At 64.5% G+C, this 24,076-nt stretch carries 35 protein-coding genes; all 35 read left to right on the forward strand.

Annotated features, from left to right (window positions below):
* The first annotated feature begins 17 nt into the window (after positions 1-17).
* The 35 genes from pilM to map all read left to right on the forward strand — a co-directional run bounded on the left by pilM (position 18) and on the right by map (position 24,060).
* Positions 18-1,067, forward strand: a complete 1,050-nt coding sequence (pilM, locus tag E3T33_RS11700) for a type IV pilus assembly protein PilM (RefSeq protein WP_134575351.1) — start codon at positions 18-20, stop codon at positions 1,065-1,067.
* On the forward strand, positions 1,064-1,729 hold the full coding sequence (locus E3T33_RS11705) for a hypothetical protein (protein ID WP_092322393.1): 666 nt from the start codon (positions 1,064-1,066) through the stop codon (positions 1,727-1,729). Before pilM ends, E3T33_RS11705 begins: the two co-directional genes overlap by 4 nt.
* 2 nt (positions 1,730-1,731) lie before the next feature.
* The gene (gene pilO / locus E3T33_RS11710; protein ID WP_092322392.1) at positions 1,732-2,463 is read left to right on the forward strand and encodes a type 4a pilus biogenesis protein PilO; all 732 of its coding nucleotides are present in this window, start codon (positions 1,732-1,734) and stop codon (positions 2,461-2,463) included.
* Between the two features lie 92 nt (positions 2,464-2,555).
* On the forward strand, positions 2,556-3,542 hold the full coding sequence (locus E3T33_RS11715) for a tripartite tricarboxylate transporter TctB family protein (protein WP_092322390.1): 987 nt from the start codon (positions 2,556-2,558) through the stop codon (positions 3,540-3,542).
* A 10-nt stretch (positions 3,543-3,552) separates the two neighbouring features.
* Complete coding sequence (locus E3T33_RS11720) at positions 3,553-4,041, forward strand: DUF6121 family protein (protein WP_092322389.1); 489 nt, start codon at positions 3,553-3,555, stop codon at positions 4,039-4,041.
* Positions 4,042-4,065: 24 nt separating this feature from the next.
* On the forward strand, positions 4,066-4,719 hold the full coding sequence (locus E3T33_RS11725; RefSeq protein WP_092322387.1) for a spermidine/putrescine ABC transporter substrate-binding protein: 654 nt from the start codon (positions 4,066-4,068) through the stop codon (positions 4,717-4,719).
* A gap of 285 nt (positions 4,720-5,004) precedes the next feature.
* Entirely contained in the window at positions 5,005-5,379 is a 375-nt protein-coding gene (gene rpsL / locus E3T33_RS11730) for a 30S ribosomal protein S12 (RefSeq protein WP_055811472.1), read from the forward strand.
* Positions 5,379-5,849 carry a 30S ribosomal protein S7 gene (gene rpsG / locus E3T33_RS11735; protein WP_092322384.1) on the forward strand — a complete coding sequence of 157 codons (471 nt, stop codon included), beginning with the start codon at positions 5,379-5,381 and terminating at the stop codon, positions 5,847-5,849. The genes rpsL and rpsG overlap by 1 nt, the downstream gene beginning before the upstream one ends.
* A gap of 99 nt (positions 5,850-5,948) precedes the next feature.
* Positions 5,949-8,063, forward strand: coding sequence for an elongation factor G (gene fusA, locus E3T33_RS11740; RefSeq protein WP_092322383.1), 2,115 nt, complete (start codon positions 5,949-5,951; stop codon positions 8,061-8,063).
* Positions 8,064-8,200: 137 nt separating this feature from the next.
* Positions 8,201-9,394, forward strand: a complete 1,194-nt coding sequence (tuf, locus tag E3T33_RS11745; RefSeq protein WP_092322382.1) for an elongation factor Tu — start codon at positions 8,201-8,203, stop codon at positions 9,392-9,394.
* A gap of 192 nt (positions 9,395-9,586) precedes the next feature.
* Positions 9,587-9,796, forward strand: a complete 210-nt coding sequence (locus E3T33_RS11750) for an antitoxin (RefSeq protein ID WP_241977134.1) — start codon at positions 9,587-9,589, stop codon at positions 9,794-9,796.
* 182 nt (positions 9,797-9,978) lie between these two features.
* On the forward strand, positions 9,979-10,959 hold the full coding sequence (locus tag E3T33_RS11755) for a hypothetical protein (RefSeq protein WP_134575352.1): 981 nt from the start codon (positions 9,979-9,981) through the stop codon (positions 10,957-10,959).
* Between the two features lie 528 nt (positions 10,960-11,487).
* Positions 11,488-11,796: a 30S ribosomal protein S10 gene (gene rpsJ, locus E3T33_RS11760; RefSeq protein ID WP_005050520.1), complete on the forward strand. Its 309-nt coding sequence runs from the start codon at positions 11,488-11,490 to the stop codon at positions 11,794-11,796.
* Positions 11,797-11,804: 8 nt separating this feature from the next.
* Positions 11,805-12,464 (forward strand): 50S ribosomal protein L3, encoded by a 660-nt coding sequence (gene rplC, locus E3T33_RS11765; protein ID WP_092322377.1) that lies wholly within the window; start codon positions 11,805-11,807, stop codon positions 12,462-12,464.
* Between the two features lie 5 nt (positions 12,465-12,469).
* Positions 12,470-13,120 carry a 50S ribosomal protein L4 gene (gene rplD / locus E3T33_RS11770; protein ID WP_092322376.1) on the forward strand — a complete coding sequence of 217 codons (651 nt, stop codon included), beginning with the start codon at positions 12,470-12,472 and terminating at the stop codon, positions 13,118-13,120.
* Entirely contained in the window at positions 13,120-13,422 is a 303-nt protein-coding gene (rplW, locus tag E3T33_RS11775) for a 50S ribosomal protein L23 (protein ID WP_092322375.1), read from the forward strand. Before rplD ends, rplW begins: the two co-directional genes overlap by 1 nt.
* A 25-nt stretch (positions 13,423-13,447) precedes the next feature.
* Positions 13,448-14,287 (forward strand): 50S ribosomal protein L2, encoded by an 840-nt coding sequence (gene rplB / locus E3T33_RS11780; protein WP_092322374.1) that lies wholly within the window; start codon positions 13,448-13,450, stop codon positions 14,285-14,287.
* 9 nt (positions 14,288-14,296) lie between these two features.
* Positions 14,297-14,578: a 30S ribosomal protein S19 gene (gene rpsS / locus E3T33_RS11785; protein WP_092322373.1), complete on the forward strand. Its 282-nt coding sequence runs from the start codon at positions 14,297-14,299 to the stop codon at positions 14,576-14,578.
* A 26-nt stretch (positions 14,579-14,604) separates the two neighbouring features.
* A complete protein-coding gene (gene rplV / locus E3T33_RS11790; RefSeq protein WP_092322372.1) occupies positions 14,605-14,970 on the forward strand; it encodes a 50S ribosomal protein L22 in 366 nt (121 codons plus the stop codon).
* Positions 14,970-15,743, forward strand: coding sequence for a 30S ribosomal protein S3 (rpsC, locus tag E3T33_RS11795; protein WP_092322370.1), 774 nt, complete (start codon positions 14,970-14,972; stop codon positions 15,741-15,743). Before rplV ends, rpsC begins: the two co-directional genes overlap by 1 nt.
* Positions 15,744-15,745: 2 nt before the next feature.
* Positions 15,746-16,165: a 50S ribosomal protein L16 gene (gene rplP, locus E3T33_RS11800; RefSeq protein ID WP_092322369.1), complete on the forward strand. Its 420-nt coding sequence runs from the start codon at positions 15,746-15,748 to the stop codon at positions 16,163-16,165.
* Positions 16,165-16,506 (forward strand): 50S ribosomal protein L29, encoded by a 342-nt coding sequence (rpmC, locus tag E3T33_RS15705; RefSeq protein ID WP_092322367.1) that lies wholly within the window; start codon positions 16,165-16,167, stop codon positions 16,504-16,506. The genes rplP and rpmC overlap by 1 nt, the downstream gene beginning before the upstream one ends.
* 2 nt (positions 16,507-16,508) lie before the next feature.
* Positions 16,509-16,808, forward strand: coding sequence for a 30S ribosomal protein S17 (rpsQ, locus tag E3T33_RS11810; protein WP_092322365.1), 300 nt, complete (start codon positions 16,509-16,511; stop codon positions 16,806-16,808).
* Between the two features lie 33 nt (positions 16,809-16,841).
* Positions 16,842-17,210 (forward strand): 50S ribosomal protein L14, encoded by a 369-nt coding sequence (rplN, locus tag E3T33_RS11815; protein WP_092322364.1) that lies wholly within the window; start codon positions 16,842-16,844, stop codon positions 17,208-17,210.
* Between the two features lie 2 nt (positions 17,211-17,212).
* Positions 17,213-17,572 carry a 50S ribosomal protein L24 gene (gene rplX / locus E3T33_RS11820; protein WP_092322362.1) on the forward strand — a complete coding sequence of 120 codons (360 nt, stop codon included), beginning with the start codon at positions 17,213-17,215 and terminating at the stop codon, positions 17,570-17,572.
* Positions 17,572-18,159, forward strand: a complete 588-nt coding sequence (gene rplE / locus E3T33_RS11825; RefSeq protein WP_092322360.1) for a 50S ribosomal protein L5 — start codon at positions 17,572-17,574, stop codon at positions 18,157-18,159. The genes rplX and rplE overlap by 1 nt, the downstream gene beginning before the upstream one ends.
* A gap of 110 nt (positions 18,160-18,269) precedes the next feature.
* The gene (gene rpsH / locus E3T33_RS11830; protein WP_092322359.1) at positions 18,270-18,668 is read left to right on the forward strand and encodes a 30S ribosomal protein S8; all 399 of its coding nucleotides are present in this window, start codon (positions 18,270-18,272) and stop codon (positions 18,666-18,668) included.
* A gap of 6 nt (positions 18,669-18,674) precedes the next feature.
* Positions 18,675-19,211 (forward strand): 50S ribosomal protein L6, encoded by a 537-nt coding sequence (gene rplF, locus E3T33_RS11835; RefSeq protein WP_092322357.1) that lies wholly within the window; start codon positions 18,675-18,677, stop codon positions 19,209-19,211.
* A gap of 2 nt (positions 19,212-19,213) precedes the next feature.
* Positions 19,214-19,585: a 50S ribosomal protein L18 gene (rplR, locus tag E3T33_RS11840; RefSeq protein WP_092322356.1), complete on the forward strand. Its 372-nt coding sequence runs from the start codon at positions 19,214-19,216 to the stop codon at positions 19,583-19,585.
* A 38-nt stretch (positions 19,586-19,623) separates the two neighbouring features.
* Entirely contained in the window at positions 19,624-20,292 is a 669-nt protein-coding gene (rpsE, locus tag E3T33_RS11845) for a 30S ribosomal protein S5 (protein WP_277870639.1), read from the forward strand.
* A complete protein-coding gene (rpmD, locus tag E3T33_RS11850; RefSeq protein WP_174774754.1) occupies positions 20,292-20,474 on the forward strand; it encodes a 50S ribosomal protein L30 in 183 nt (60 codons plus the stop codon). The genes rpsE and rpmD overlap by 1 nt, the downstream gene beginning before the upstream one ends.
* Entirely contained in the window at positions 20,474-21,193 is a 720-nt protein-coding gene (gene rplO / locus E3T33_RS15610) for a 50S ribosomal protein L15 (RefSeq protein WP_134575353.1), read from the forward strand. Before rpmD ends, rplO begins: the two co-directional genes overlap by 1 nt.
* Positions 21,194-21,288: 95 nt before the next feature.
* On the forward strand, positions 21,289-22,611 hold the full coding sequence (gene secY / locus E3T33_RS11860) for a preprotein translocase subunit SecY (RefSeq protein WP_092322351.1): 1,323 nt from the start codon (positions 21,289-21,291) through the stop codon (positions 22,609-22,611).
* Entirely contained in the window at positions 22,608-23,210 is a 603-nt protein-coding gene (locus E3T33_RS11865) for an adenylate kinase (protein ID WP_092322350.1), read from the forward strand. Before secY ends, E3T33_RS11865 begins: the two co-directional genes overlap by 4 nt.
* A 19-nt stretch (positions 23,211-23,229) precedes the next feature.
* Entirely contained in the window at positions 23,230-24,060 is an 831-nt protein-coding gene (gene map, locus E3T33_RS11870) for a type I methionyl aminopeptidase (protein ID WP_092322348.1), read from the forward strand.
* Positions 24,061-24,076 lie beyond the last annotated feature (16 nt).

Here is a 24,076-nt window from a genome sequence, read left to right on the forward strand (position 1 = left end):
CTAGCGGGGGAGAAGCCATGACGACCAGCGTCGTAGGGATCGACATCGGCAGCGCCGCGGTGCGCGCCGTAGAAGTGAGCGACGCCGGCAAGGCGAAGCCAACGCTCGTGCGCTTCCATGAGGTGGCCCTGCCCGGCGGCGCCGTCAGCCGCGGCGAGGTCGTCGAACCGAATACGGTCGCGGCCGCCATCAAGCAGTTATGGTCAGCCGGGGGGTTCAAGAGCAAAAACGTCGTGCTCGGCATGGGCAACCACCGGGTGCTCGCTCGGGACCTCGCGGTGCCCAAGGCCTCGATGAAGCACATCCGCGAGGCGCTGCCCTTCCAGGTGCAGGACATGCTGCCCGTTCCGGTCTCCGACGCGCTGCTCGACTTCTACCCGATCTCCGAGAGCGACGGAGAGAACGGCCCGCAGGTCAATGGCCTGCTGATCGCGGCGGTGAAAGAAGCGGTGCTCGGCAATGTGCTCGCAGCCGAGCTCGCCGGGCTGACACCCGTCGAAGTCGACCTCATCCCGTTCGCGCTCAGCCGCGCCATCCACCGCGGCGAGAACACGGATGGAGCGGTCGTGCAGATCGACGTCGGCGCCGGAACGACGAGCGTGGTCATCACGATCGCCGGCGTGCCCCAGTTCGTGCGCCTGATCCCGACCGGGGGCGACGACCTCACCCAGGCGCTCACCGTTCGTCTGGCCATCGACGCCGAACAGGCAGCGGCCATGAAGAGGAGCCTTGGCCTCTCCCCGGCGGGCGCCCTGCCCGAACACCACGCGGCCGTCACGATCATCCGCGAGGTCACGACCGAGCTGCTCAACAGCCTGCGGAACACCGTCAACTATTTCACCAACACACGCGACCACCTCACGGTGACCCGCATCGTGCTCACCGGCGGCGGAGCGCAACTGGGCGGGTTCGCCGAGGCGCTCGGGGAGATGACGAGGCTTCCGGTTGTGGCTCCGGAATCGATCGGGTCCGTGGCCCTCGGTCGCGGCGTGGACGCAACTGCCTTGACGCAGACCAGGGGCGCATTCCTGGTCGCGCTGGGCCTGGCGCTGGGGAGTAAAGCATGAGCCGCACATCCGCAACCGACGAACTGATCATCGGCGGGGAGCCGCGGGTCGACCTGCTGCCTCCCATCGTCAAGGACAGGCAGCGCGGCAGGATCCTCCGCAGGAACCTCGGCTTTGCCGTCGTCGCAATCGTCGTGCTCGTGGCCGCCGGGGCGGGCGTGGCGTTCTGGCAGGCCGCCGCGAGCCAGGCGAAGCTCGCCTCCGTGCAGCAGCGCACGACCGAACTGCTGGCCGAGCAGGCCAAGTTCGTGGAGGTGCGCCAGGTGCAGGATGACGTCGACCTGTCGATGGCCGCACGCCAGGTGGGCGCCTCGACCGAGGTCGACTGGAAAGCGTATCTCGAGAAGATCCGCCGGGTGCTGCCGTCGGACGTGACGATCGACACCGTCGACATCAGCGCGGCGTCGCCGCTCGTGCTCTTCGAGCAGCCGACCGTTCCCCTGCAAGCGGCGCGGATCGCCACCATCATGATCACGATGACCAGCCCCGGCCTGCCGACGGTCCCCGACTGGCTCGAGGAGATGAAAGCCCTGCCAGGTTATGCAGATGGCTCGCCGACCTCAATCAGGCGCTCCGACACGGGCGCGTACCAGGTCGACCTCACCCTGCACATCAATGAAGGCGCGTACTCCAACCGCTTCGCCGAAACCGAGGAGAAGTAGTCATGAATATGAACAGGTTGTGGGTGCTCGGAGCGGTTCTTCTGATCGGCATCGTCGCCGTGTTGGGCTGGATGCTCGGCATCTCGCCCAAGCTCAGCGAAGCGCGGGAGGCCAAAGCTCAGCAGGAGACAGTGGAGACGCAGAACACCGATCTCGAGGCCCAGTTGGTGACGCTCAAAGAACAGTTCGAGAGCATCGACGACCTCCGCGACGAGCTCGCGGGCCTTCGGGAGTCCGTACCCAGCGGGCCGGACATGCCGGCGTTCGTCGGCCAGCTCGGCACGATGGCCGAGAAGCACAGGGTCGCGCTCACCCAGATCACAGTCAGCGACGCCCAGCCGTATGTGCCCGTCGTCGCAGCCCCGGCCGCCGAGGTTGCGCCGGCCGATGGCGCCGCTACGGGCGATGCCGCAGCCGCGGCACCTGTCGACGCGGCCGCTACAGCAGCTGCCGCGGCAGAAGCGGCGGCGGCCGCCGCGGTTCCTGCCCCGGTCGTGAATCCGCTGGTGACGGCGCAGAACTTCGTCGCTGTACCCATCTCGCTCGAGGTCAACGGTCGCTACGACGACGTGCTCACCTTTGTCGCGGGGCTGCAGAAGGGCAAGCGACTGGTCATGGTGACCACGTTCAAGACCTCGGAGGAAGAAGACTCCGGCAACGTGACCGGCACGATCACCGCCTTCGTCTACGTGCTGCTCGACCCGACCGCGGATGCGCTGGTCGAGACGGGTTAGGCGCGCCGCGCGCCCAGCAGTCCGCTGATCGGGGCGTGCGCGTTGCTACAGTTGCTGCAGAGAACTACGGCCCAGGCCACGAGGAGCGCAGCATGAGCGACACCACGCCCAACAACGGCAACCGGAACGACCAGAACCGGGACGAGAACCCGTCGGACGCCGGCGAGGCTCGCGAGCCCGCCGACTCCCCGGAGTCTGCTGAAGAACACGCCACCGAGCAGCACTCCGATGAGCACCACGCCACCACCGAGACCGACCCGAACGGCTACACCGGAACGGGCTCGCACGCCGCCGCCTCCGAGCCGGAGGCCACGTCCGACTACCGCAACGAAACCGCGGAGGACCAGCCCCTCACGCACGAGGCCTACCGGCCCGCCGCCACGGTCGGCACCGCGGCAGCTGCATCCGATACCGCAGCGGCCCCGACAGCGCCCGCCGCCCCCGAATACACGCCGCGCGGCGAGCACCCCGAGTACGTCCCCGCTGCGGCCGCAACCCAGACGGCCACCCAGCAGCCCATCTACGTGCAGGCCCCCACACCCCCGCGCAACCGCGGCAACCGCGCCACCGGCGTCCTCGTTGCCGCGCTCGCAACGGTCGTCTACGCAGCCCTCTACGCGCTCGTCGCCATGATCGTCGTCGGCGTCAACGTCGACAGCGCAGCCGAAGCGACCGCACGGTTCACCGAGTTCGTCATCCGGCCCGTGTTCTACATCCCGGTCCTGTTCTTCTTCATCGCCCTGGCGGTGCTCGTCGCCCTCGTCAACCGCGGCGGCTGGTGGGCCTACGTGCTCTTCGGCTTCGTGGTCGCGGCCGTCGTGTACTTCTCCTACATCGGTGGAGCCCTGCTCACCGTGCAGGCGTGGAACTACTCCCCGGATGAGGCCGTGCGGTTCGTCAACACGCTCTGGCTGAACCCGCTCGCCATCGCCGCGGCGGTCATCGCCCGCGAGGTGCCGATCTGGGCCGGTGCCTGGATCGCGCGCAGCGGACGCTCCGTCACCGCCCGCAACGCCGAGACCCGCGCCGAGTACGAGCGCCAGCTCGCCGAAGGTCCGCAGCTCACCCATTCGGCCTAAGCTCGGCCTTGTGCGGGACTACCAGAAATACGCGACGATCCTCGCCGTCTTCACGGCGGTGCTCTACCTCGCGCTGGTCGTCGCCGCCTTCGGCCTGATCAGCCTGGCCACCAACACGGATGTCATCACCCAGCCGGATGCCGGGCCCCTCGTCGGGCCCGGCATGACCGGAACGGCCGTGCTGCTCGTCTTCATCCTCCTGCTCGTGCTCGGCGTGAACACGCCGCCGGAGCGGCAGCGGATCGCGGTCGGATTCGCCGTCGGCACCGGCCTGGCCGCCGTGGCCGCCTTCGTTGTCGCCGGCGCCGTGCTCTACGCGGTAGGGGAGGGGCAGTCGATCAATATGCTCACCTTCGCGTCATCGATGCTGCTCGGCCCCTACGCCGCGGCGACCGGCATCCTCGCCTTCATCGTCGTGCTCGTCTACTCCTGGATCCTCGCGGCCCGCGTGGGCGAAAACGGTCGCCCGCTGTGGCCGTGGGAACGCCGCGGCGAGTAGCCGTAGGGAGTATCCTCAGTATCCATGGAAGGGTCCATCGAGTCGCGCGTCAGCCACGAGGTTGACAACTGGCTGCGTTGGGTTCCCCGCTGGCGCCCCGGCACGCACCGAGGCCGCGCCAGGCTCTGCCGGCAGTGCTTCGGGTCGCCGATTGTCGCCGCCGCCGGCCTGGCCACGGATGTCCCTCACGCGGTGCAGCACGCGCTCTCGATGCGCATGAAACTCGTGATCGATGCGTCGGTGGATGAGTACACCGACCGCAACCTGCCGCTGCTCAGCCGGGAGCTCCGCCTCAATGAGGCTCGCAAGGCCTCCACGGAATACCGGCCGGCCGAGGGGCTCGAGCCCGAGTTCAAGGGCCTCGACCTCGACCCGCCGGCAGCCCCGGATGCCCCGTACCTCTTCACCTTCGGCGAACTCGCCAACGCCGAGGAACCCGTCGACGTTCAGCCACCGCCCCCGCAGCTCTCACTTGAGGAGAAGGCGGCCATCCGCGCCGAACTGAAGCTCGCCGACGACTACGCGATCCTCGTGGGCAAGCGGGTCTGCGCCGAACTCGCCGAGCACCGCGAACGGATCCACAGGGCGGTCTCCGAGTACGTCGAACCGCAGGTGAAGGCGCTGCTCGCCGACCTGGAGAGTGCGCTGGATTCGCCGCTCTGGCCGAGCAGCGGGTAGCGGGATCTCGACAAGCTCGATCAGCGGCATCCATTTGACCGGGTGGGCAGGCGCGGGTTAGTATTTTGGGGTGTGCGCTTTGTCGTGCGGTTGAACTATGCCGTCGACAAGAACATGCACTCAGGGTTTGCTCTCCGAGCAGCCCCCACGGCATACCCACCTGAATCGCGGAAACACGTTCCGCGCGCTGGTGGGTCCAGATGAACTCGATTCGCCCGGAGACGTGCGGAACGAATGCTAGCCATCAATGAGCTGTCACCGTGCAGTTATATCAAGGAGTAATTAGTGCCCACCATTCAGCAGTTGGTCAGAAAGGGCCGCAGCCCCAAGGTCACCAAGACCAAGGCTCCCGCCCTGAAGTCCAACCCACAGCAGCGCGGCGTTTGCACCCGTGTCTACACCACCACCCCGAAGAAGCCGAACTCGGCTCTTCGCAAGGTCGCCCGCGTCAAGCTGTCGAACGGTACCGAGGTCACCGCCTACATCCCAGGCGAGGGTCACAACCTGCAGGAGCACTCGATGGTGCTCGTCCGCGGCGGTCGCGTTAAGGACCTCCCGGGTGTTCGTTACAAGATCGTTCGCGGCGCACTGGACACCCAGGCCGTCAAGAACCGCAAGCAGGCTCGTAGCCGTTACGGCGCCAAGATGGAGAAGAAGTAATGCCTCGTAAAGGCCCAGCGCCCAAGCGTCCCGTTATCGCTGACCCGGTTTACGGTGCTCCCATCGTCAGCCAGCTGGTCAACAAGATCCTCCTCGACGGCAAGAAGGGGCTCGCCGAGCGCATCGTTTACGACGCACTCGAAGGAGTCACCGCCAAGAACAACGCGGATGCCGTTGTCACGCTGAAGAAGGCACTCGACAACGTGCGCCCGACCCTCGAGGTGCGTTCGCGCCGCGTCGGTGGCTCCACGTACCAGGTGCCGGTTGAGGTCAAGCCTCACCGCGCCAACACCCTGGCCCTCCGCTGGTTGACCAGCTACGCGAAGGCGCGTCGCGAGAAGACCATGACCGAGCGTCTCACCAACGAGATTCTCGACGCATCCAACGGCCTCGGCGCCGCGGTGAAGCGTCGCGAAGACACTCACAAGATGGCTGAGGCGAACAAGGCCTTCGCACACTACCGCTGGTAGTCGTTTCGATGATCGAGCTTGTCGAGGTCACAGATCTCGACAAGCTCGATCACCGTGCTTGTTTAGCCCCACCAAACCACAGACTTCCGGAGGACTCCCGTGGCACTTGACGTGCTGACCGACCTGAGCAAGGTCCGCAATATTGGCATCATGGCGCACATTGATGCCGGCAAGACCACCACGACCGAGCGCATCCTGTTCTACACGGGTGTCAACCACAAGATCGGCGAGACCCACGACGGCGCCTCGACGATGGACTGGATGGCGCAGGAGCAGGAGCGCGGCATCACGATCACGTCTGCTGCGACGACGTGTTTCTGGGACAACAACCAGATCAACATCATTGACACCCCCGGTCACGTTGACTTCACCGTCGAGGTGGAGCGTTCGCTCCGCGTCCTCGACGGCGCCGTCGCCGTGTTCGACGGCAAGGAGGGCGTTGAGCCCCAGTCCGAGACCGTCTGGCGCCAGGCCGACAAGTACGACGTGCCCCGCATTTGCTTCGTCAACAAGATGGACAAGCTCGGCGCCGACTTCTACTTCACGGTCGACACGATCATCAAGCGCCTCGGCGCAAAGCCGCTGGTCATCCAGCTGCCCATTGGTGAAGAGTCGAACTTCGAGGGTGTTGTCGACCTCGTCCAGATGCGTGCACTGACCTGGCGCGGCGACTCCAAGGGTGACGTCGAGATGGGCGCCAAGTACGCCATCGAAGAGATCCCCGCCGACCTCGTTGAGAAGGCTGCCGAGTACCGCAAGCTCCTCCTCGAGACCGTCGCCGAAACCGACGATGACCTCATGGAGCGTTACTTCGCCGGCGAAGAGCTGACTGTCGCCGAGATCAAGGGCGCCATCCGCAAGCTCACCGTCAACAGCGAGATCTACCCGGTTCTCTGCGGTTCCGCGTTCAAGAACCGCGGCGTCCAGCCGATGCTCGACGCAGTCGTTGACTACCTCCCGACGCCGCTCGACGTGCCCGCCATTGAGGCGCACGACGCACGCGACGAAGAGAAGGTCGTCATGCGTCACCCGGATGCCGACGAGCCGTTCACCGCTCTCGCCTTCAAGGTTGCCGTGCACCCGTTCTTCGGTCGCCTGACCTACGTGCGCGTGTACTCCGGCCGCCTCGACTCCGGAGCCCAGGTCATCAACTCGACCAAGGGCAAGAAGGAGCGCATCGGCAAGATCTTCCAGATGCACGCCAACAAGGAGAACCCGGTGGCCTTCGTGACCGCCGGTCACATCTACGCGGTCATCGGCCTCAAGGACACGACCACGGGCGACACCCTGTGCGACCCGAACTCACAGGTCGTGCTCGAGTCGATGACGTTCCCGGAGCCGGTCATCGAGGTTGCCATCGAGCCGAAGACGAAGCAGGACCAGGAAAAGCTGGGTCTCGCGATCCAGAAGCTGGCCGAAGAAGACCCCACCTTCCGCACCGAGCAGAACCAGGAAACTGGCCAGACGGTGATCAAGGGAATGGGTGAACTTCACCTCGACATCCTCGTCGATCGCATGAAGCGTGAATTCAACGTTGAGGCGAACGTCGGCAAGCCGCAGGTTGCCTACCGTGAGACCATCCGCAAGTCGGTTGAGCGTCACGACTACACGCACAAGAAGCAGACCGGTGGTTCCGGCCAGTTCGCGAAGATCCAGATCGCACTCGAGCCGATGGAAATCACCGTCGACAAGACGTACGAGTTCGTGAACAAGGTCACCGGCGGCCGCATCCCGCGCGAGTACATTCCGTCGGTCGACGCTGGTATCCAGGACGCGCTGCACGTTGGCGTCCTGGCCGGCTACCCGATGGTCGGCGTCCGCGCGAGTCTGCTCGACGGTGCTGCTCACGACGTCGACTCCTCGGAGATGGCGTTCAAGATTGCCGGATCGATGGGCTTCAAGGAAGCCGTTCGCAAGGCAAACCCCGTTCTGCTCGAGCCGTTGATGGCCGTCGAGGTGCGTACCCCTGAGGAATACATGGGAGACGTCATCGGAGACCTCAACTCGCGTCGCGGGCAGATCCAGACCATGGAGGACGCGCAGGGCGTGAAGGTAATTCGCGCCCACGTGCCCCTCTCGGAGATGTTCGGATACATCGGTGACCTGAGGTCGAAGACCTCCGGCCGCGCCGTGTACTCGATGACTTTCGAGAGCTATGCGGAGGTCCCGAGGGCTGTCGCCGACGAGATCATCCAGAAGAACAAGGGCGAATAGCCCAACCCCTGGCCTTCGGGCCGAATCGCTTAGGCCGCCTGGCCCAAGTAACATAAGTAGACACATCTCCAGCAGCGTCACCGGTCGCCGTGAAAAGCGGCCGGTGGACTGCACGAGGATCCTGAGGAGGACCTACAGTGGCCAAGGCCAAGTTCGAGCGGACCAAGCCGCACGTAAACATCGGAACGATCGGTCACGTTGACCACGGAAAGACCACGCTGACTGCAGCGATCTCAAAGGTCCTTGCCGACACGTATCCGTCCAAGACCAACGTTCAGCGCGACTTCGCGTCGATCGACTCCGCTCCCGAAGAGCGCCAGCGCGGCATCACGATCAACATCTCGCATGTTGAGTACGAGACCGAGAAGCGTCACTACGCACACGTTGACGCCCCGGGCCACGCTGACTACATCAAGAACATGATCACCGGTGCTGCTCAGATGGACGGCGCAATCCTGGTGGTTGCCGCTACTGACGGCCCGATGGCTCAGACCCGCGAGCACGTTCTTCTCGCCAAGCAGGTCGGCGTGCCGTCCCTGATGGTCGCGCTGAACAAGTCCGACATGGTCGATGACGAAGAGATCCTTGAGCTCGTTGAGCTCGAGGTTCGCGAGCTCCTCTCCGCCCAGGGCTTCGACGGGGACAACGCTCCCGTCGTGCGCGTCTCTGCACTCAAGGCGCTCGAGGGCGACCCCAAGTGGACCGCGAACATCCTTGAGCTCATGAAGGCTGTCGACGACTTCATCCCGGACCCCGTCCGCGACAAGGACAAGCCGTTCCTCATGCCCGTCGAGGACGTCTTCACGATCACCGGTCGTGGAACCGTTGTCACCGGCCGCGCCGAGCGTGGAACCCTCAAGATCAACTCCGAGGTCGAGATCGTCGGCATCCGCCCGACGCAGAAGACCACGGTCACTGGTATCGAGATGTTCCACAAGCAGCTCGACGAGGCGTGGGCCGGCGAGAACTGTGGTCTTCTTCTTCGTGGCACCAAGCGCGAAGACGTCGAGCGCGGCCAGGTCGTCGTCAAGCCGGGTTCGGTTACGCCGCACACCGAGTTCGAGGGCACCGCCTACATCCTGTCAAAGGATGAGGGTGGCCGTCACAACCCGTTCTACGCCAACTACCGCCCGCAGTTCTACTTCCGCACCACGGACGTCACCGGCGTCATCACGCTGCCCGAGGGCACCGAGATGGTCATGCCCGGCGACACCACCGACATGACGGTCACGCTGATTCAGCCGATCGCCATGGAAGAGGGCCTCGGCTTTGCTATCCGTGAAGGTGGCCGCACCGTCGGCGCCGGAACTGTCACCAAGGTACTCAAGTAACAACCTTCTGCCGGCTCGCATGCTGAGCTAGTCGATCCGAAAGGGGTCGGGCCTTCGGGCCCGGCCCCTTTTTGTGTGCCCGGCTGCGTGCCCGGCTTGTGTGCCAAGGGTCGGGGCATTGCGCCGGTCGCAGCGTCGTTCTAGTTTTGACGGGATGAGCCGCGCAGGGCGGCCGACACCGGAGGAGCGATCGTGGGACTCGAGGACATCACCAGGAAGGCCCAGGAATTCCTGGACGACAACAAGGTCAAGGAAGCGCTGAACAGCCAGCAGGCCGAGGACATCAGCGACAAGCTGCTCGGCGGAACAGCGGATGCCGTCAAGAAGGTCACGGGCGGCAAGTTCGACGAACAGATCGAGGGCGCCCGCGACGCAGCCGACAAGAAGGTCGGCAACGAATAGCGGCAGCCGGGCCGAGCGCGGGTAGTGCGCCGCTACGCGGGCGTTGCGCCGCCCGCGCACGGGCGCAACGCCCGCGTAACTCGGGCGGACGGGAGTCCTCCCCAGTGGGCGCGCATGGGGATCCTCCACCCGATTGGCGCCGTACCCACTCGGCGTGCGTGTCCGTCGAACAGACTGAACGGATGCTCGAGCCGAATGACGCAGACGCCCTCACCGACGGCCTCGTGCTCGCCTCCGACCTCAGCGGGGCCCTCGGCGAAGACCTTCGTCTGCGTCGCCTGGCTGGGCGTGGGCACCTATATCGGTTCTACCGCGGGCAGTACATCGTTGCTGCTCGCTGGCGGGAGTTCACGCCGGACCAGCAGTACGAGCTTCGGGTGCGCGGTGCCGCGCTGGCCCGCAGGGGCTCCCCGCCGGTATCCCATCAATCTGCCGCGGTCCTCTGGGGGCTGCCGATTCTTGTGCCATGGCCGCGGGAGGTCCACTTCCTGATCGAACGCGCGGCCGGCGGTCGGTCTGATCCCGGGATTCGAAAGCACGCATTGGGCATTCACGAGGCAGACGTGACCGAACGCGATGGAGTGCTCCTGACGACCGTCGGGCGAACGGTCGTCGATCTCGCCGCCACCATGGATCTGAAGTCGGCGGTCGCGGCGGTCGATCGTGCGCTCGCAGTCGACCGCTTCGGCCGAGTGCTCCCTTTGACGACCAGGGAGGAGCTATTTGACACCTGGGAAAGGATGCTTCCCTTCCGAGGATCCGTTCGGGCGCGCGCAATCATCGACTTCGGCACCCACCTGTCCGGATCCTCCAGCGAATCGGGGAGCCGCGTCAACATCGCGCTGAGCGGATTCCCGGCCCCGGAACTCCAGCATCGCTTCGAGGTTGACGGCCGAGCCGTGGAAACGGACTTCTTCTGGCGGGACTACGACTGCGTCGGCGAGTGCGACGGTGCAGGCAAATACTTCGACCCGGTGATGCTCGGGGGGCGGACGCCGGCCGAGGTGGTGTACGCGGAGAAGCTGCGGGAGGACGGCATCCGGCGACAGGTACGTGCGTTCACACGCTGGGACACCGCCACCGGGCTGAATCAGTACCGGCTACGGGCGCGTTTGCTCCAGCTCGGGCTTCCGGTCGGACCTTCGCGGCTGAATCGCGGGTAATACGCCGCTGCGCGGGACGTGCGCCACCCGCGCAGCGGCGCGCCACCCGCGCAACGCGAGATTCGGGAGAAACTCGCAGGAATGCACATCGGCGCGCGGGTTCCCGCGCCCGCACCGTCGTCGCGCGACTCCCGGGCGGGCATTGGGCGAGAGGGACACGCCCAAAGCGACACGCCCGGGTTGCAGAAAGCATCAACCGTGTGGCAGACTCTTCTAGTTCAACACTTTCGGCCCGCGTTCTGCGCAGCGGCTGGAATCACTGCCAGGCAGTGCATAACCGCTCCCCAGGGGAGTCCAGGTTAGGCCGCGGGTAGCAGAGCACAGCTTGAATCAACTCTCCAAAAGATGTGGGTAGAACCACGTCCGCCCTCCGGTTCGCCGGTGCGCGGGAGTTGGCCTTAGCGAAGACCGATCCTTCGGTGTGAGCTGAAATTGACAGAAGAACAGTGGTGCTTCAGCAGTAGTGCTACTACGGCGTCCAATGCAGCCTTCGGGATGTAAGAAGCCTTGACAGAGAGAGAGTTCGACATGGCGGGACAGAAAATCCGCATTCGGCTTAAGTCGTACGACCACGAGGTCATCGACACCTCGGCGCGCAAGATCGTCGACACAGTCACCCGTGCGGGTGCCACCGTCGTCGGCCCCGTGCCGCTTCCGACCGAGAAGAACGTGGTGTGTGTCATCCGTTCCCCTCACAAGTACAAGGACAGCCGGGAGCACTTTGAAATGCGCACCCACAAGCGTCTGATCGACATCATTGACCCGACGCCGAAGGCCGTCGACTCGCTTATGCGTCTCGACCTCCCGGCAGACGTCAACATCGAGATCAAGCTGTAGGGGCCGGTATGTCTTACTCCGATACCAAGACCACCAAGGGTCTGCTCGGCAAGAAGCTCGGCATGACCCAGGTGTGGGACGAGAACAACAAGCTCGTACCCGTCACCGTCATCGAGATCTCGCCGAACGTTGTGACCCAGATCCGCAGCAAGGAGATCGACGGCTACGCCGGCGTTCAGATCGCTGCAGGCGCCATCGACCCGCGCAAGGTGAACAAGCCGGCCGCAGGCCACTTCGACAAGGCCGGCGTCACGCCGCGCCGTCACCTCACCGAGCTCCGCACCGCGGATGCCGCTGACTACACCCTGGGCCAGGAACTCACCGTTGACGGTGTCTTCGTTGCCGGCACCAAGGTCGATGTCATGGGCACCAGCAAGGGCAAGGGCTTCGCCGGTGTCATGAAGCGCCACAACTTCAAGGGTGTTTCCGCTTCGCACGGTTCACACCGTAACCACCGCAAGCCCGGTTCCATCGGTGCTTCCTCGACCCCGAGCCGTGTCTTCAAGGGCATGCGCATGGCCGGTCGTATGGGTGGAGAGCGCGTCACCGTCATGAACCTCAAGGTTCACGCGGTTGACGCCGAGAAGGGCCTCCTGCTGGTCAAGGGTGCCGTTCCCGGCGCCAAGGGCCGCCTCGTATTCGTCCGCAACGCAGTGAAGGGAGCGTAGTCACTATGACTAACTCACTTGACCTCATTGACGCGAAGGGTCAGAAGGCCGGCACCGTTGAGCTGCCCGCCGAGATCTTCGACGTTCAGACCAACGTTCCGCTCATTCACCAGGTCGTTGTCGCGCAGCTCGCTGCCGCACGCCAGGGCACGCACAAGACCAAGGGTCGCGGCGAGGTTTCCGGTGCAGGGCGCAAGCCGTTCAAGCAGAAGGGAACCGGTCGCGCTCGTCAGGGCTCGATCCGCGCCCCTCAGATGACCGGTGGTGGCATCGTGCACGGCCCGACGCCGCGCAACTACGAGCAGCGCACCCCCAAGAAGATGATCGCGGCAGCACTGCGCGGATCGCTTTCGGACCGCGCCCGCGGTGACCGCCTGCACGTCGTCACGGCGCTCTTCAGCGCCGAGACGCCCAGCACCAAGGGCGCCATCGAGCTGCTCACCAAGATTGCCACCAGCAAGCACGTGCTGGTCGTCCTGGAGCGCACCGATGAGCTCACGCTTCGCAGCGTGCGCAACGTCCCGACGGTCCACGTTCTTTCGTGGGACCAGCTGAATGCCTATGACGTGCTCGTCAGCGACGACATCGTCTTCACCAAGGGCGCGTTCGACGCGTTCGTGGAGAGCAAGACCAAGAAGGAAGAGGTGTCCGCATAATGGCTACCCAGATCCAGAAGGACCCCCGCGACGTCATCATCGCTCCGGTCGTCTCTGAGAAGAGCTACGGCCTGATCGATGAAGGCAAGTACACCTTCGTTGTGGACCCCCGCGCGAACAAGACCGAGATCAAGCTCGCTATCGAGAAGATCTTCAAGGTCGAGGTCGCGTCGATCAACACCCTGAACCGTCAGGGCAAGACTCGCCGCACCAAGTTCGGACTCGGCAAGCGCAAGGACACGAAGCGTGCCATCGTCACGCTGAAGTCCGGCTCCATCGACATCTTCACGGCCGTCGGCTAAGCGGCGCGGACAAGAGGACTAAGAAATGGCTATTCGTAAGTTCAAGCCCACGACCCCGGGTCGTCGCGGATCATCTGTTGCGGACTTCGCAGAGATCACCCGTTCGACCCCCGAGAAGTCGTTGCTCCGCCCCCTGTCGAAGACCGGTGGCCGCAACAACCAGGGACGCATCACTACTCGTCACATCGGTGGTGGCCACAAGCGCCAGTACCGCGTGATCGACTTCAAGCGCAATGACAAAGATGGCGTCAACGCGAAGGTCGCTCACATCGAGTACGACCCGAACCGTACGGCACGCATCGCGTTGCTGCACTTCCTGGATGGTTCCAAGCGCTACATCATCGCCCCGAACAAGCTCAACCAGGGCGACATTGTGGAGTCGGGCGCCGGTGCTGACATCAAGCCCGGCAACAACCTGCCGCTGAAGAACATCCCCACCGGTACCATCATTCACGCGATCGAACTCCGCCCCGGCGGCGGTGCCAAGATGGCCCGCTCCGCTGGCGCATCGGTTCGCCTCGTCGCGAAGGATGGCATCTACGCCCAGCTGCGCCTGCCGTCCGGAGAAATCCGTAACGTCGACGCCCGCTGCCGCGCCACGATCGGCGAGGTCGGCAACGCCGAGCAGTCGAACATCAACTGGGGCAAGGCCGGCCGCATGCGCTGGAAAGGCGTTCGCCCCACAGTTCGTGGTGTCGCCATGAACCCGGTCGACCACCCCCACGGTGGTGGCGAGGGCAAGACCTCCGGTGGACGTCATCCTGTGAGCCCCTGGGGCCAGAAGGAAGGCCGGACCCGGCACATCAACAAGGAAAGCGACAAGCTCATTGTTCGTCGCCGTACCGTCGGCAAGAAGCGTAAGTAGGAGTAGACGATGCCAAGAAGTCTTAAGAAGGGCCCCTTCGTTGACGACCACCTGCTTCGCAAGGTTGTCAGGGCGAATGAAGCCTCCAGCAAGAATGTGATCAAGACCTGGTCGCGCCGTTCGATGATCATCCCCGCCATGCTGGGACACACCATCGCCGTGCACGACGGGCGCAAGCACATCCCGGTGTTCGTCACCGAGACCATGGTTGGGCACAAACTCGGCGAGTTTGCTCCCACCCGCACCTTCCGTGGACACGTGAAGGACGACAAGAAGGGCCGTCGCCGCTAACGCGGGGACGTGAAGGAGGAGAAGAAATGGTGGAGTCGATCGCACGCGTGCGTCACATCCGCGTTACCCCCCAGAAGGCTCGTCGCGTTGTCAACCTGATCCGCGGCAAGCAGGCGCAGGAAGCCCTGGGCATTCTGAAGTTCGCACCGCAGGGTGCAAGCGACCCGGTGTACAAGCTGGTTGCTTCGGCCATCGCTAACGCGAGGGTCAAGGCAGACGCCGCGAACACCTACCTGGACGAGCAGGACCTGTTCGTCAGCCAGGCATACGTCGATGAGGGAACCACCCTCAAGCGTTTCCAGGCACGGGCACAGGGCCGCGCATTCCAGATCAAGAAGCGCACCAGCCACATCACGGTTGTGCTCACCACTCCTGAGGAGGGGACGAAGTAATGGGTCAGAAAGTAAATCCCTATGGCTTCCGTCTGGGAATCACGACCGACCACGTGTCGCGTTGGTTCTCTGACAGCACGAAGCCGGGCCAGCGTTACAGCGACTTCGTTGCTGAAGACGTCAAGATCCGTCGTCTGCTGAGCACGAGCCTCGACCGTGCGGGCGTGTCCCGCATCGAGATCGAGCGCACCCGTGACCGCGTCCGCGTCGACATTCACACCGCCCGTCCGGGCATTGTGATCGGTCGCCGTGGCGCCGAGGCCGAGCGCATCCGCTCCGACCTCGAGAAGCTCACCGCCAAGCAGATCCAGCTGAACATCCTCGAGGTCAAGAACCCCGAGCAGGATGCCCAGCTCGTCGCCCAGGGTATTGCCGAGCAGCTCTCCGCTCGTGTGGCTTTCCGCCGCGCGATGCGTAAGGGCCTGCAGGGCGCCCAGCGTGCCGGCGCCAAGGGTGTTCGCATCCAGGTGTCGGGCCGTCTCGGCGGCGCTGAGATGAGCCGGTCGGAGTTCTACCGCGAAGGCCGCGTGCCCCTGCACACGCTTCGCGCGAACATCGACTACGGCTTCTACGAAGCCAAGACCACCTTCGGCCGCATCGGCGTGAAGGTCTGGATCTATAAGGGCGACATCACGAACAAGGAACTCGCCCGCGAGCAGGCAAGCGCAAAGTCATCGCGCCCCGAGCGCCGCGGCGGCGACGACCGTCCCCGCCGTGCGCCCCGCGCAGAGGCACCTGCGGCTCCGGCCGCAGCGGCAGGAGTTGAGGCATAACCATGTTGATTCCACGCAGAGTCAAGCACCGCAAGCAGCACCACCCCGGCCGTAGCGGCCATGCAACCGGTGGCACCACCGTTTCGTTCGGTGAATACGGCATCCAGGCCATCACCCCCGCTTACGTGACCAACCGTCAGATCGAGTCCGCTCGTATCGCCATGACGCGTCACATCAAGCGCGGCGGCAAGGTATGGATCAACATTTACCCCGACCGTCCGCTCACCAAGAAGCCGGCCGAAACCCGCATGGGTTCCGGTAAGGGTTCCGTTGAGTGGTGGGTTGCGAACGTCAAGCCGGGTCGCGTGCTCTTCGAGCTGAGCGGTGTCTCTGACGCCGTCGCTCGCGAAGCGCTCACCCGCGCAATTCACAAGCTGCCCCTCAAGGCACGCATCATCAAGCGCGAGGAGGGCGACGCATAATGGCGATCGGATCCAAGGAGCTCGCCTCAGACGAGCTCGACACTTTTGAAAACGAACGGCTGTTCGACGAGCTGAAGAAGGCCAAGGAAGAGCTGTTCAACCTGCGCTTCCAGTCGGCCACCGGCCAGCTCGAAAGCCACGGCCGCCTCCGCGCGGTCAAGCGGGACATCGCTCGTATCTACACGGTTCTCCGTGAGCGCGAGCTGGGCATTCGTGCCACTCCCGTCGCAGTCGAGGCTCCGGCCAAGGCTGAGAAGAAGACGACCAAGAAGGCCAAGGCCGAGACTGCACCCGTAACGGATGACGTCGCAGCCGAGGCCGTCGAGACGAAGGAGGCCTAGTCATGGCGAAGTCAGACGAGAAGGTCGTCGCAGCCGAGGCCACGGCTCTCGAGCGCGGCTACCGCAAGACCATGCGCGGATTCGTGACCAGCGACAAGATGGACAAGACCATCGTCGTTGAGGTCGAAGACCGCGTGAAGCACCCGCTGTACGGCAAGGTCATCCGCCGTACCTCCAAGCTGAAGGTGCACGACGAGGCGAACATCGCCGGCGTCGGCGACCTGGTCATGATCAGCGAGACCCGTCCGCTGAGTGCCACCAAGCGCTTCCGCCTGGTCGAGATTCTCGAGAAGGCCAAGTAAGCCTCGCGCTTGCTTGACATAAGGAGTTAGAAAGTGCTTCAGCAGGAATCACGACTCAAGGTTGCCGACAACACGGGTGCCAAGGAACTGTTGACCATTCGCGTGCTCGGCGGCTCAGGCCGTCGTTACGCCGGTCTCGGTGACGTCATCGTCGCCACGGTCAAGGACGCCATCCCGGGCGGCAACGTCAAGAAGGGTGACGTCGTCAAAGCCGTCATCGTTCGAGTCAAAAAGCAGACCCGTCGTTCAGACGGTTCGTACATCAAGTTCGATGAGAACGCCGCAGTGATCTTGAAGGCTGACGGGGACCCTCGTGGCACCCGCATCTTCGGACCGGTCGGTCGCGAGCTTCGCGACAAGAAGTTCATGAAGATCATCTCGCTGGCACCGGAGGTTATTTAATCATGGCCAGAATCAAGAAGGGTGACCTCGTTGAGGTCATCACCGGCCGCAGCCAGGCTCGCGGAGGCGACAAAGGCAAGCAGGGTCGCATCCTCGAAGTGCAGGTAGAGAAGAACCGGGTCCTCGTTGAGGGCATCAACTTCGTCACCAAGCACAGCCGCGTCGGCCAGAGCCAGCGCGGCACCAAGACCGGCGGCATCGAGACCATGGAGGCCCCGATCCACGTGTCCAACGTGGCCCTGGTCGACCCGGAGTCCAAGAAGCCGACTCGCGTCGGAGTTCGCATTGAAGAGGTAACGAAGGACGGCGTCACCAAGACGGTCCGCGTTCGTTACGCAAAGAAGTCTGGTAAGGACCTGTAATGACTGACACAGCAGTTGCAGCTGGCAAAATCCAGCCGCGTCTCAAGCAGAAGTACCGCGACGAGATCTCCGCCCAGCTCTCCAAGGACCTCGGTTTCACCAACGTGCACCAGGTGCCGAACCTGGTGAAGATCGTCGTCAACATGGGTGTCGGCGAGGCTGCCCGCGACGGCAAGATCATGGACGGCGCCGTCGCCGACCTCACCAAGATCACCGGCCAGAAGCCGCAGGTCACCAAGGCACGCAAGTCGATCGCGCAGTTCAAGCTGCGTGAGGGACAGCCCATCGGCGCCCACGTCACGCTTCGTGGCGACCGCATGTGGGAATTCCTCGACCGCCTGCTGAGCCTCGCGCTTCCCCGTATCCGTGACTTCCGCGGCCTCTCGGACAAGCAGTTCGACGGCAGCGGTAACTACACCTTCGGTCTCACCGAGCAGGTAATGTTCCACGAGATCGACCAGGACCGGATTGACCGTATCCGCGGAATGGACATCACAGTTGTGACGACCGCCCGCAACAACGAAGAGGGACGCGCGCTGCTCAAGGCGCTCGGCTTCCCCTTCAAGACGGCCGAGAACACCCCGTAACACGGGCCAGTATTACCCCCGGGGGCTGGACAGCCGTTCAGCCCCGCAACCACCACAGGTCGTCATCCGTGTAACGGGTGCACGAAACCAGGCGAGAAAGGCACCACAACATGACAATGACAGATCCGGTCGCAGACATGCTGACCAGACTGCGCAACGCTAACTCGGCGTACCACGACACAGTGTCGATGCCGCACAGCAAGCTCAAGGCGCACATCGCTGACATCCTCAAGGCCCAGGGTTATATCTCCGCCTGGGACGTCAAGGATGCCAAGGTAGGCCAGACCCTCACGCTGAACCTCAAGTTCGGCCCCAACCGCGAGCGTTCCATCGTCGGCATCAAGCGGGTTTCCAAGCCCGGCCTTCGCGTGTACGCAAAGTCGACCGAGATCCCCACGGTTCTCGGCGGCCTCGGCGTTGCCATCCTGTCCACGTCCAGCGGACTCCTCACGGACCGCCAGGCTGAGAAGAAGGGCGTAGGCGGAGAAGTTCTCGCTTACGTGTGGTAGCCGACAATGTCACGTATTGGAAGAGTTCCCATCCAGATCCCCGCGGGGGTCACGGTGGAGGCTGACGGCCAGGCCGTCAGCGTCAAGGGCCCGAAGGGTGAGCTCGCGCTCACCGTCGCCAAGCCCATCGAGGTCAAGGTCGAAGACGGCCAGGTTGTCGTCACGCGTCCCGACGACGAGCGCAACTCGCGTTCGCTGCACGGACTGACCCGCACCCTGATCGCCAACCAGATCATCGGGGTGACCGTGGGCTACACCAAGGGCCTCGAGATCGTCGGTACCGGTTACCGCGTTGCGCAGAAGGGCACCTCAGTTGAGTTCGCCCTCGGCTTCTCGCACCCGGTCCTCATCGAACCGCCCGCCGGCATCACCCTCACCGTGGACAGCGTCAACCGCCTCACGGTCGGTGGCATCGACAAGCAGGCCGTCGGCGAGGTTGCCGCCAACATCCGTAAGATTCGCAAGCCTGAGCCCTACAAGGGCAAGGGTGTGCGTTACGCCGGCGAGATTGTTCGCCGCAAGGCCGGAAAGAGTGGTAAGTAACCATGGGTCTCGGAACTAGAGGAAAAAGCAAGTCGGCTGCCCGCGGACGCAGGCACGCACGTCTTCGTAAGAAAATCGAGGGCACCGCGGTTCGTCCGCGCCTCGTCGTCACCCGTTCGGCTCGCCACGTATTCGTGCAGGTCGTTGACGACAGCAAGGGTTTCACCCTCGCTTCGGCTTCGACGCTCGAAGCGGACATGCGCACCTTCGATGGTGACAAGACCGCCAAGGCTCGTAAGGTCGGCGAACTCGTCGCAGAGCGCGCCAAGGCAGCCGGTGTCGACGCCGTCGTATTCGACCGTGGTGGCAGCAAGTATGCGGGTCGCGTCGCGGCCATCGCCGAGGGAGCTCGAGAGGGTGGATTGAACCTGTGAGCACTGAAACTGCTAAGACAGCAACAAAAGAGACCGTGGTGGCTGCAGAGGCACCAGTGGAGACCGCTGCATCAACGACTCCGCCCCAGAACGAGCCCCGCGAGGCTCGTCGTGGCGGACGTGAGCGCAGCCCGAACAAGGACCGCGGCAGCCGCGACGCCGAGAAGAGCCAGTTCCTGGAGCGGGTTGTCACCATCAACCGCGTTTCCAAGGTGGTCAAGGGTGGTCGTCGCTTCAGCTTCACCGCGCTCGTTGTCGTCGGTGACGGCAACGGCCTGGTTGGCGTTGGCTACGGCAAGGCTCGCGAGGTTCCGACGGCGATCTCCAAGGGCGTCGAGGAAGCGAAGAAGAACTTCTTCCGCGTTCCCCGCGTCGGCCTGACGATCCCGCACCCGGTGCAGGGCGAGGCAGCAGCAGGCGTTGTCCTGCTCCGTCCCGCCGCTGCCGGTACCGGCGTTATCGCCGGTGGCCCGGTTCGCGCCGTGCTTGAATGCGCCGGCATCCACGATGTGCTGAGCAAGTCGCTCGGTTCGTCGAACACCATCAACATCGTCCACGCCACGGTCGAGGCGCTGCACCAGCTCGAAGAGCCGCGTGCAGTCGCAGCTCGTCGTGGCCTCGCGTACGAAGATGTGGCTCCGGCCCGCTTCCTGCGCGCCGACGCCGACGCAGCAGCTGCTGCAGCGGCAGCAAAGGCAGGTGCCTGATGGCTCGCCTCAAAGTGACGCAGATCAAGTCCAAAATTAGTGAGAAGCAGAACCAGCGCGACACGCTTCGCAGCCTGGGTCTCCGACGCATTGGCGCCGTGGTTATTCGCGAGGACAACTCGCAGAACCGTGGCTATGTCAACACCGTCGCTCACCTTGTGAAGGTCGAGGAGATTGACTAATGGCTGACGAGAAGGACGCTGTCAAGAAGACAGCCGACAAGCCCGCCACCGCGAAGAAGGCTGCCCCCAAGGCTGCTGCTGCCAAGGCTCCGGCCAAGGCTGCCGCGCCGAAGAAGGCCGCCGCCAAGGCTCCGGCCAAGGACGCCAAGGCTCCGGCCAAGGCTGCCAAGGCTGCCAAGGCCCCGGCCAAGGACGCCGCGCCCAAGACGGCTGCTGCAACCAAGGCTCCGGCCAAGGCTGCCGCGCCGAAGAAGGCCGCCGCCGAGCCCACCGAGACCCGCGAGCACGTGCTGAAGGTTCACCACCTTCGCCCGGCTCCCGGTGCGAAGAAGGCCAAGCAGCGCGTCGGCCGAGGTGAAGGATCCAAGGGTAAGACCGCGGGTCGTGGCACCAAGGGCACCAAGGCACGCTACAAGGTGCGTATCGGCTTCGAGGGTGGGCAGATGCCCCTGCACATGCGCACCCCGAAGCTGCGCGGGTTCAAGAACCCGTTCCGCGTCGAGTACCAGGTTGTCAACCTGGAGCGCCTGGCCGAGCTGTACCCGAAGGGTGGGGACGTAACCGTCGCCGACCTGGTTGCCAAGGGTGCCGTTCGCGACAATGAGAAGGTCAAGGTTCTCGGTAACGGGGACATTGCGGTTAAGCTGACAGTTGCAGTCGACAAGGTCTCCGGCTCAGCAGAGCAGAAGATCGTCGCAGCAGGTGGCTCGATCAAGTAAGTCCGTAGACGCTGGTCGAGCTTGTTGAGTGATCCCACCAAGAAATTAGTGGCGGATCTCGACAAGCTCGATCAACGCATTTAACTGGAGGCCTTTTGTTTAGCGCCATTGCGCGGATATTCCGCACACCGGACCTTCGCAGGAAGATCGGGTTCACCCTGATCGTCATTGCGGTGTACCGCCTGGGTTCGTTCATCCCGACCCCCTTTGTGGATTTCGGGAACGTCCAGGCCTGTCTCGCAGCCAACCAGGACGCCAGCGGCCTCTACCAGCTCGTCAACCTGTTCAGCGGTGGCGCGCTGCTGCAACTCTCCATCTTCGCCCTGGGGATCATGCCGTACATCACGGCCTCGATCATCGTGCAGTTGCTGCGCGTGGTCATCCCCCACTTCGACACCCTCTACAAGGAGGGTGCGTCCGGCCAGGGCACGCTGACGCAGTACACGCGTTACCTGACGATCGCGCTGGCCATCCTCCAGTCGACCACGCTGATCACCGTCGCCCGCAGTGGCGCCCTGTTCGGCACGTCGGGCAGCCCCGAGTGCTCGCAGCTGCTCACCAATGACGCCTGGTACGCCATCATGCTGATGGTCCTCACGATGACCGCCGGCACCGGCGTCATCATGTGGATGGGTGAGATGGTGACCGAGCGCGGCATCGGCAACGGCATGTCGATCCTCATCTTCACCTCGATCGCAGCCCAGTTCCCGAACTCGCTCCTGTCGATCGCCCAGCAGCGCGGCATCGACATCCTGCTCATCGTGCTTGCGATCGGCCTGCTGATCGTCGCGGCCGTGGTCTTCGTCGAGCAGTCGCAACGTCGCGTCCCGGTGCAATACGCCAAGCGGATGGTCGGCAAGCGCACCTACGGCGGCAACAACACCTATATCCCGATCAAGGTGAATATGGCGGGTGTGATCCCGATCATCTTCGCGTCGTCGCTGCTCTACCTGCCGGCGCTGATCGCCCAGTTCAACCAGCCGGCGGCCGGCCAGGAGCCCGCAGCCTGGGTGGTCTGGATCACGAACTACCTGACCAAGGGCGATCACCCGCTCTACATGCTCATGTACTTCCTGCTCATCGTCGGGTTCACCTACTTCTACGTCGCGATCACCTTCAACCCCGAAGAGGTCGCCGACAACATGAAGAAGTACGGCGGGTTCATCCCGGGCATCCGTGCCGGGCGCCCGACGGCCGAGTACCTCGACTTCGTGCTGACGCGAGTGACCCTCCCCGGATCGATCTACCTGGGGCTGATCGCACTCATACCGCTCATCGCGTTCGTCGCGATCGGCGCCAACCAGAACTTCCCGTTCGGCGGCGCGAGCATCCTGATCATCGTCGGCGTCGGCCTCGAGACGGTCAAGCAGATCGACTCGCAGCTCCAGCAACGTCACTATGAAGGGCTTCTCCGATGACCCGACTGCTCCTGATCGGCCCGCCGGGCGCCGGCAAGGGAACCCAGGCCGCGCGCCTCGCCGAGGCGTTCGATGTTCCCGCCGTCTCCACCGGGGACATCTTCCGGGCGAACCTGAAGAACGGCACCGAACTGGGCCTCGAAGCGAAGAAGTTCATGGATGCCGGCGAGTACGTGCCGGACTCCCTGACCAACGCGATCGTGCACGACCGCCTGCAGGAGGTCGACGCCGCCGGCGGATTCCTCCTCGACGGCTACCCGCGCACGACCGAGCAGGTGCACGAACTCGATCGCCTTCTGCTCGCCGACGGCACGGCACTCGACGCGGTCGTCCAGATTGTCGCCGACACCGACGAGGTCGTCGCCCGGCTGCTCAAGCGGGCCGCCGAACAGGGCAGGGCGGATGACACGGTCGAGGTGATCCGTCACCGGATGGACATCTACGAGCAGCAGACCGCGCCGCTGACCGAGGTCTACGGGTCGCGCGGCCTCGTCGTCACCGTCGACGGGCTTGGCCCCGTGGACGAGGTGACCGACCGCATCCTGGTCGGCCTCGCCGCGCGGGGGCTGCATGCCGTTCGCCCGGTCGAAGCATCCTGACCGGTTCGCGGGGAATCCGATGAGCCTCCGACGCTCGATTTACAAGACGCCGGCGCAGCTGCGCCTCATGATCGCGCCGGGCCTCGCGACCGCGGCGTCGCTGGTCGCGGCCCGGGCCGTCATGCGGCCGGGCGTCTCGACGCTGGAGCTCGACGCGGCCGCTGAGGCGGCGATCGTCGCCCTCGGCGGCACCTCCAACTTCAAGCTGGAGCCCGGCTACCGGCACACCGTGTGCGCGTCGATCAACGAAGAGGTCGTGCACGGCATCCCGACCGAACGGCGCCTGGCCGCCGGCGACATCGTCTCGATCGACAGCGGCGCCGTCATCGACGGTTGGAACGGCGATGCCGCCTTCACCTTCGTGATCCCCGACCCGTCCCGCCCGGAGCTCGTCGCCGCGCGCGAGGAGCTGTCCCGGGTCACCGAGCAGTCGCTGTGGCACGGGATCGCCCGCCTGGCCGTGGCCCGGCACCTCAACGAGGTCGGCGAGGCCATCGAGGACTACGTCGAGTCGCAGGGCAGCTACGGCATCCTGACCGACTACGTCGGCCACGGCATCGGACGCTCGATGCACGAGACTCCGCCGGTGTTCAACTACCGGGTGCGCCAGAAGGGCCCGGACGTCAAGCCCGGCCTGGTCGTCGCGATCGAACCGATGGTGGTGCTCGGCTCCATTGAAACGTTCGTGCGCGAGGACGAGTGGACGGTCGCCACGAGCGACCTGAAGGCCGCCGCGCACTGGGAGCACAGCGTTGCCGTGCACAAGGACGGCATCTGGGTGCTCACCGCCGAAGACGGCGGCGCATCCGGCCTGAAGCCGCTCGGCATCACGCCCGTCCCGATCCCCTAATTCCCCTCCTCCCCCC

Source organism: Cryobacterium sp. TMT1-2-1 (genome assembly GCF_004403955.1).
Lineage (GTDB): Bacteria > Actinomycetota > Actinomycetes > Actinomycetales > Microbacteriaceae > Cryobacterium > Cryobacterium psychrotolerans.

Bases quoted from the DNA above. Each gene is read 5' to 3' on its own strand.
- pilM (WP_134575351.1), top strand. From the start codon at position 18: ATGACGACCAGCGTCGTAGGGATCGACATCGGCAGCGCCGCGGTGCGC.
- E3T33_RS11705 (WP_092322393.1), top strand. From the start codon at position 1,064: ATGAGCCGCACATCCGCAACCGACGAACTGATCATCGGCGGGGAGCCG.
- pilO (WP_092322392.1), top strand. From the start codon at position 1,732: ATGAATATGAACAGGTTGTGGGTGCTCGGAGCGGTTCTTCTGATCGGC.
- E3T33_RS11715 (WP_092322390.1), top strand. From the start codon at position 2,556: ATGAGCGACACCACGCCCAACAACGGCAACCGGAACGACCAGAACCGG.
- E3T33_RS11725 (WP_092322387.1), top strand. From the start codon at position 4,066: ATGGAAGGGTCCATCGAGTCGCGCGTCAGCCACGAGGTTGACAACTGG.
- rpsG (WP_092322384.1), top strand. From the start codon at position 5,379: ATGCCTCGTAAAGGCCCAGCGCCCAAGCGTCCCGTTATCGCTGACCCG.
- E3T33_RS11755 (WP_134575352.1), top strand. From the start codon at position 9,979: ATGCTCGAGCCGAATGACGCAGACGCCCTCACCGACGGCCTCGTGCTC.
- rpsJ (WP_005050520.1), top strand. From the start codon at position 11,488: ATGGCGGGACAGAAAATCCGCATTCGGCTTAAGTCGTACGACCACGAG.
- rplC (WP_092322377.1), top strand. From the start codon at position 11,805: ATGTCTTACTCCGATACCAAGACCACCAAGGGTCTGCTCGGCAAGAAG.
- rplD (WP_092322376.1), top strand. From the start codon at position 12,470: ATGACTAACTCACTTGACCTCATTGACGCGAAGGGTCAGAAGGCCGGC.
- rplW (WP_092322375.1), top strand. From the start codon at position 13,120: ATGGCTACCCAGATCCAGAAGGACCCCCGCGACGTCATCATCGCTCCG.
- rplB (WP_092322374.1), top strand. From the start codon at position 13,448: ATGGCTATTCGTAAGTTCAAGCCCACGACCCCGGGTCGTCGCGGATCA.
- rpsS (WP_092322373.1), top strand. From the start codon at position 14,297: ATGCCAAGAAGTCTTAAGAAGGGCCCCTTCGTTGACGACCACCTGCTT.
- rplV (WP_092322372.1), top strand. From the start codon at position 14,605: ATGGTGGAGTCGATCGCACGCGTGCGTCACATCCGCGTTACCCCCCAG.
- rpsC (WP_092322370.1), top strand. From the start codon at position 14,970: ATGGGTCAGAAAGTAAATCCCTATGGCTTCCGTCTGGGAATCACGACC.
- rplP (WP_092322369.1), top strand. From the start codon at position 15,746: ATGTTGATTCCACGCAGAGTCAAGCACCGCAAGCAGCACCACCCCGGC.
- rpmC (WP_092322367.1), top strand. From the start codon at position 16,165: ATGGCGATCGGATCCAAGGAGCTCGCCTCAGACGAGCTCGACACTTTT.
- rpsQ (WP_092322365.1), top strand. From the start codon at position 16,509: ATGGCGAAGTCAGACGAGAAGGTCGTCGCAGCCGAGGCCACGGCTCTC.
- rplX (WP_092322362.1), top strand. From the start codon at position 17,213: ATGGCCAGAATCAAGAAGGGTGACCTCGTTGAGGTCATCACCGGCCGC.
- rplE (WP_092322360.1), top strand. From the start codon at position 17,572: ATGACTGACACAGCAGTTGCAGCTGGCAAAATCCAGCCGCGTCTCAAG.
- rpsH (WP_092322359.1), top strand. From the start codon at position 18,270: ATGACAATGACAGATCCGGTCGCAGACATGCTGACCAGACTGCGCAAC.
- rplF (WP_092322357.1), top strand. From the start codon at position 18,675: ATGTCACGTATTGGAAGAGTTCCCATCCAGATCCCCGCGGGGGTCACG.
- rplR (WP_092322356.1), top strand. From the start codon at position 19,214: ATGGGTCTCGGAACTAGAGGAAAAAGCAAGTCGGCTGCCCGCGGACGC.
- rpmD (WP_174774754.1), top strand. From the start codon at position 20,292: ATGGCTCGCCTCAAAGTGACGCAGATCAAGTCCAAAATTAGTGAGAAG.
- rplO (WP_134575353.1), top strand. From the start codon at position 20,474: ATGGCTGACGAGAAGGACGCTGTCAAGAAGACAGCCGACAAGCCCGCC.
- E3T33_RS11865 (WP_092322350.1), top strand. From the start codon at position 22,608: ATGACCCGACTGCTCCTGATCGGCCCGCCGGGCGCCGGCAAGGGAACC.
- map (WP_092322348.1), top strand. From the start codon at position 23,230: ATGAGCCTCCGACGCTCGATTTACAAGACGCCGGCGCAGCTGCGCCTC.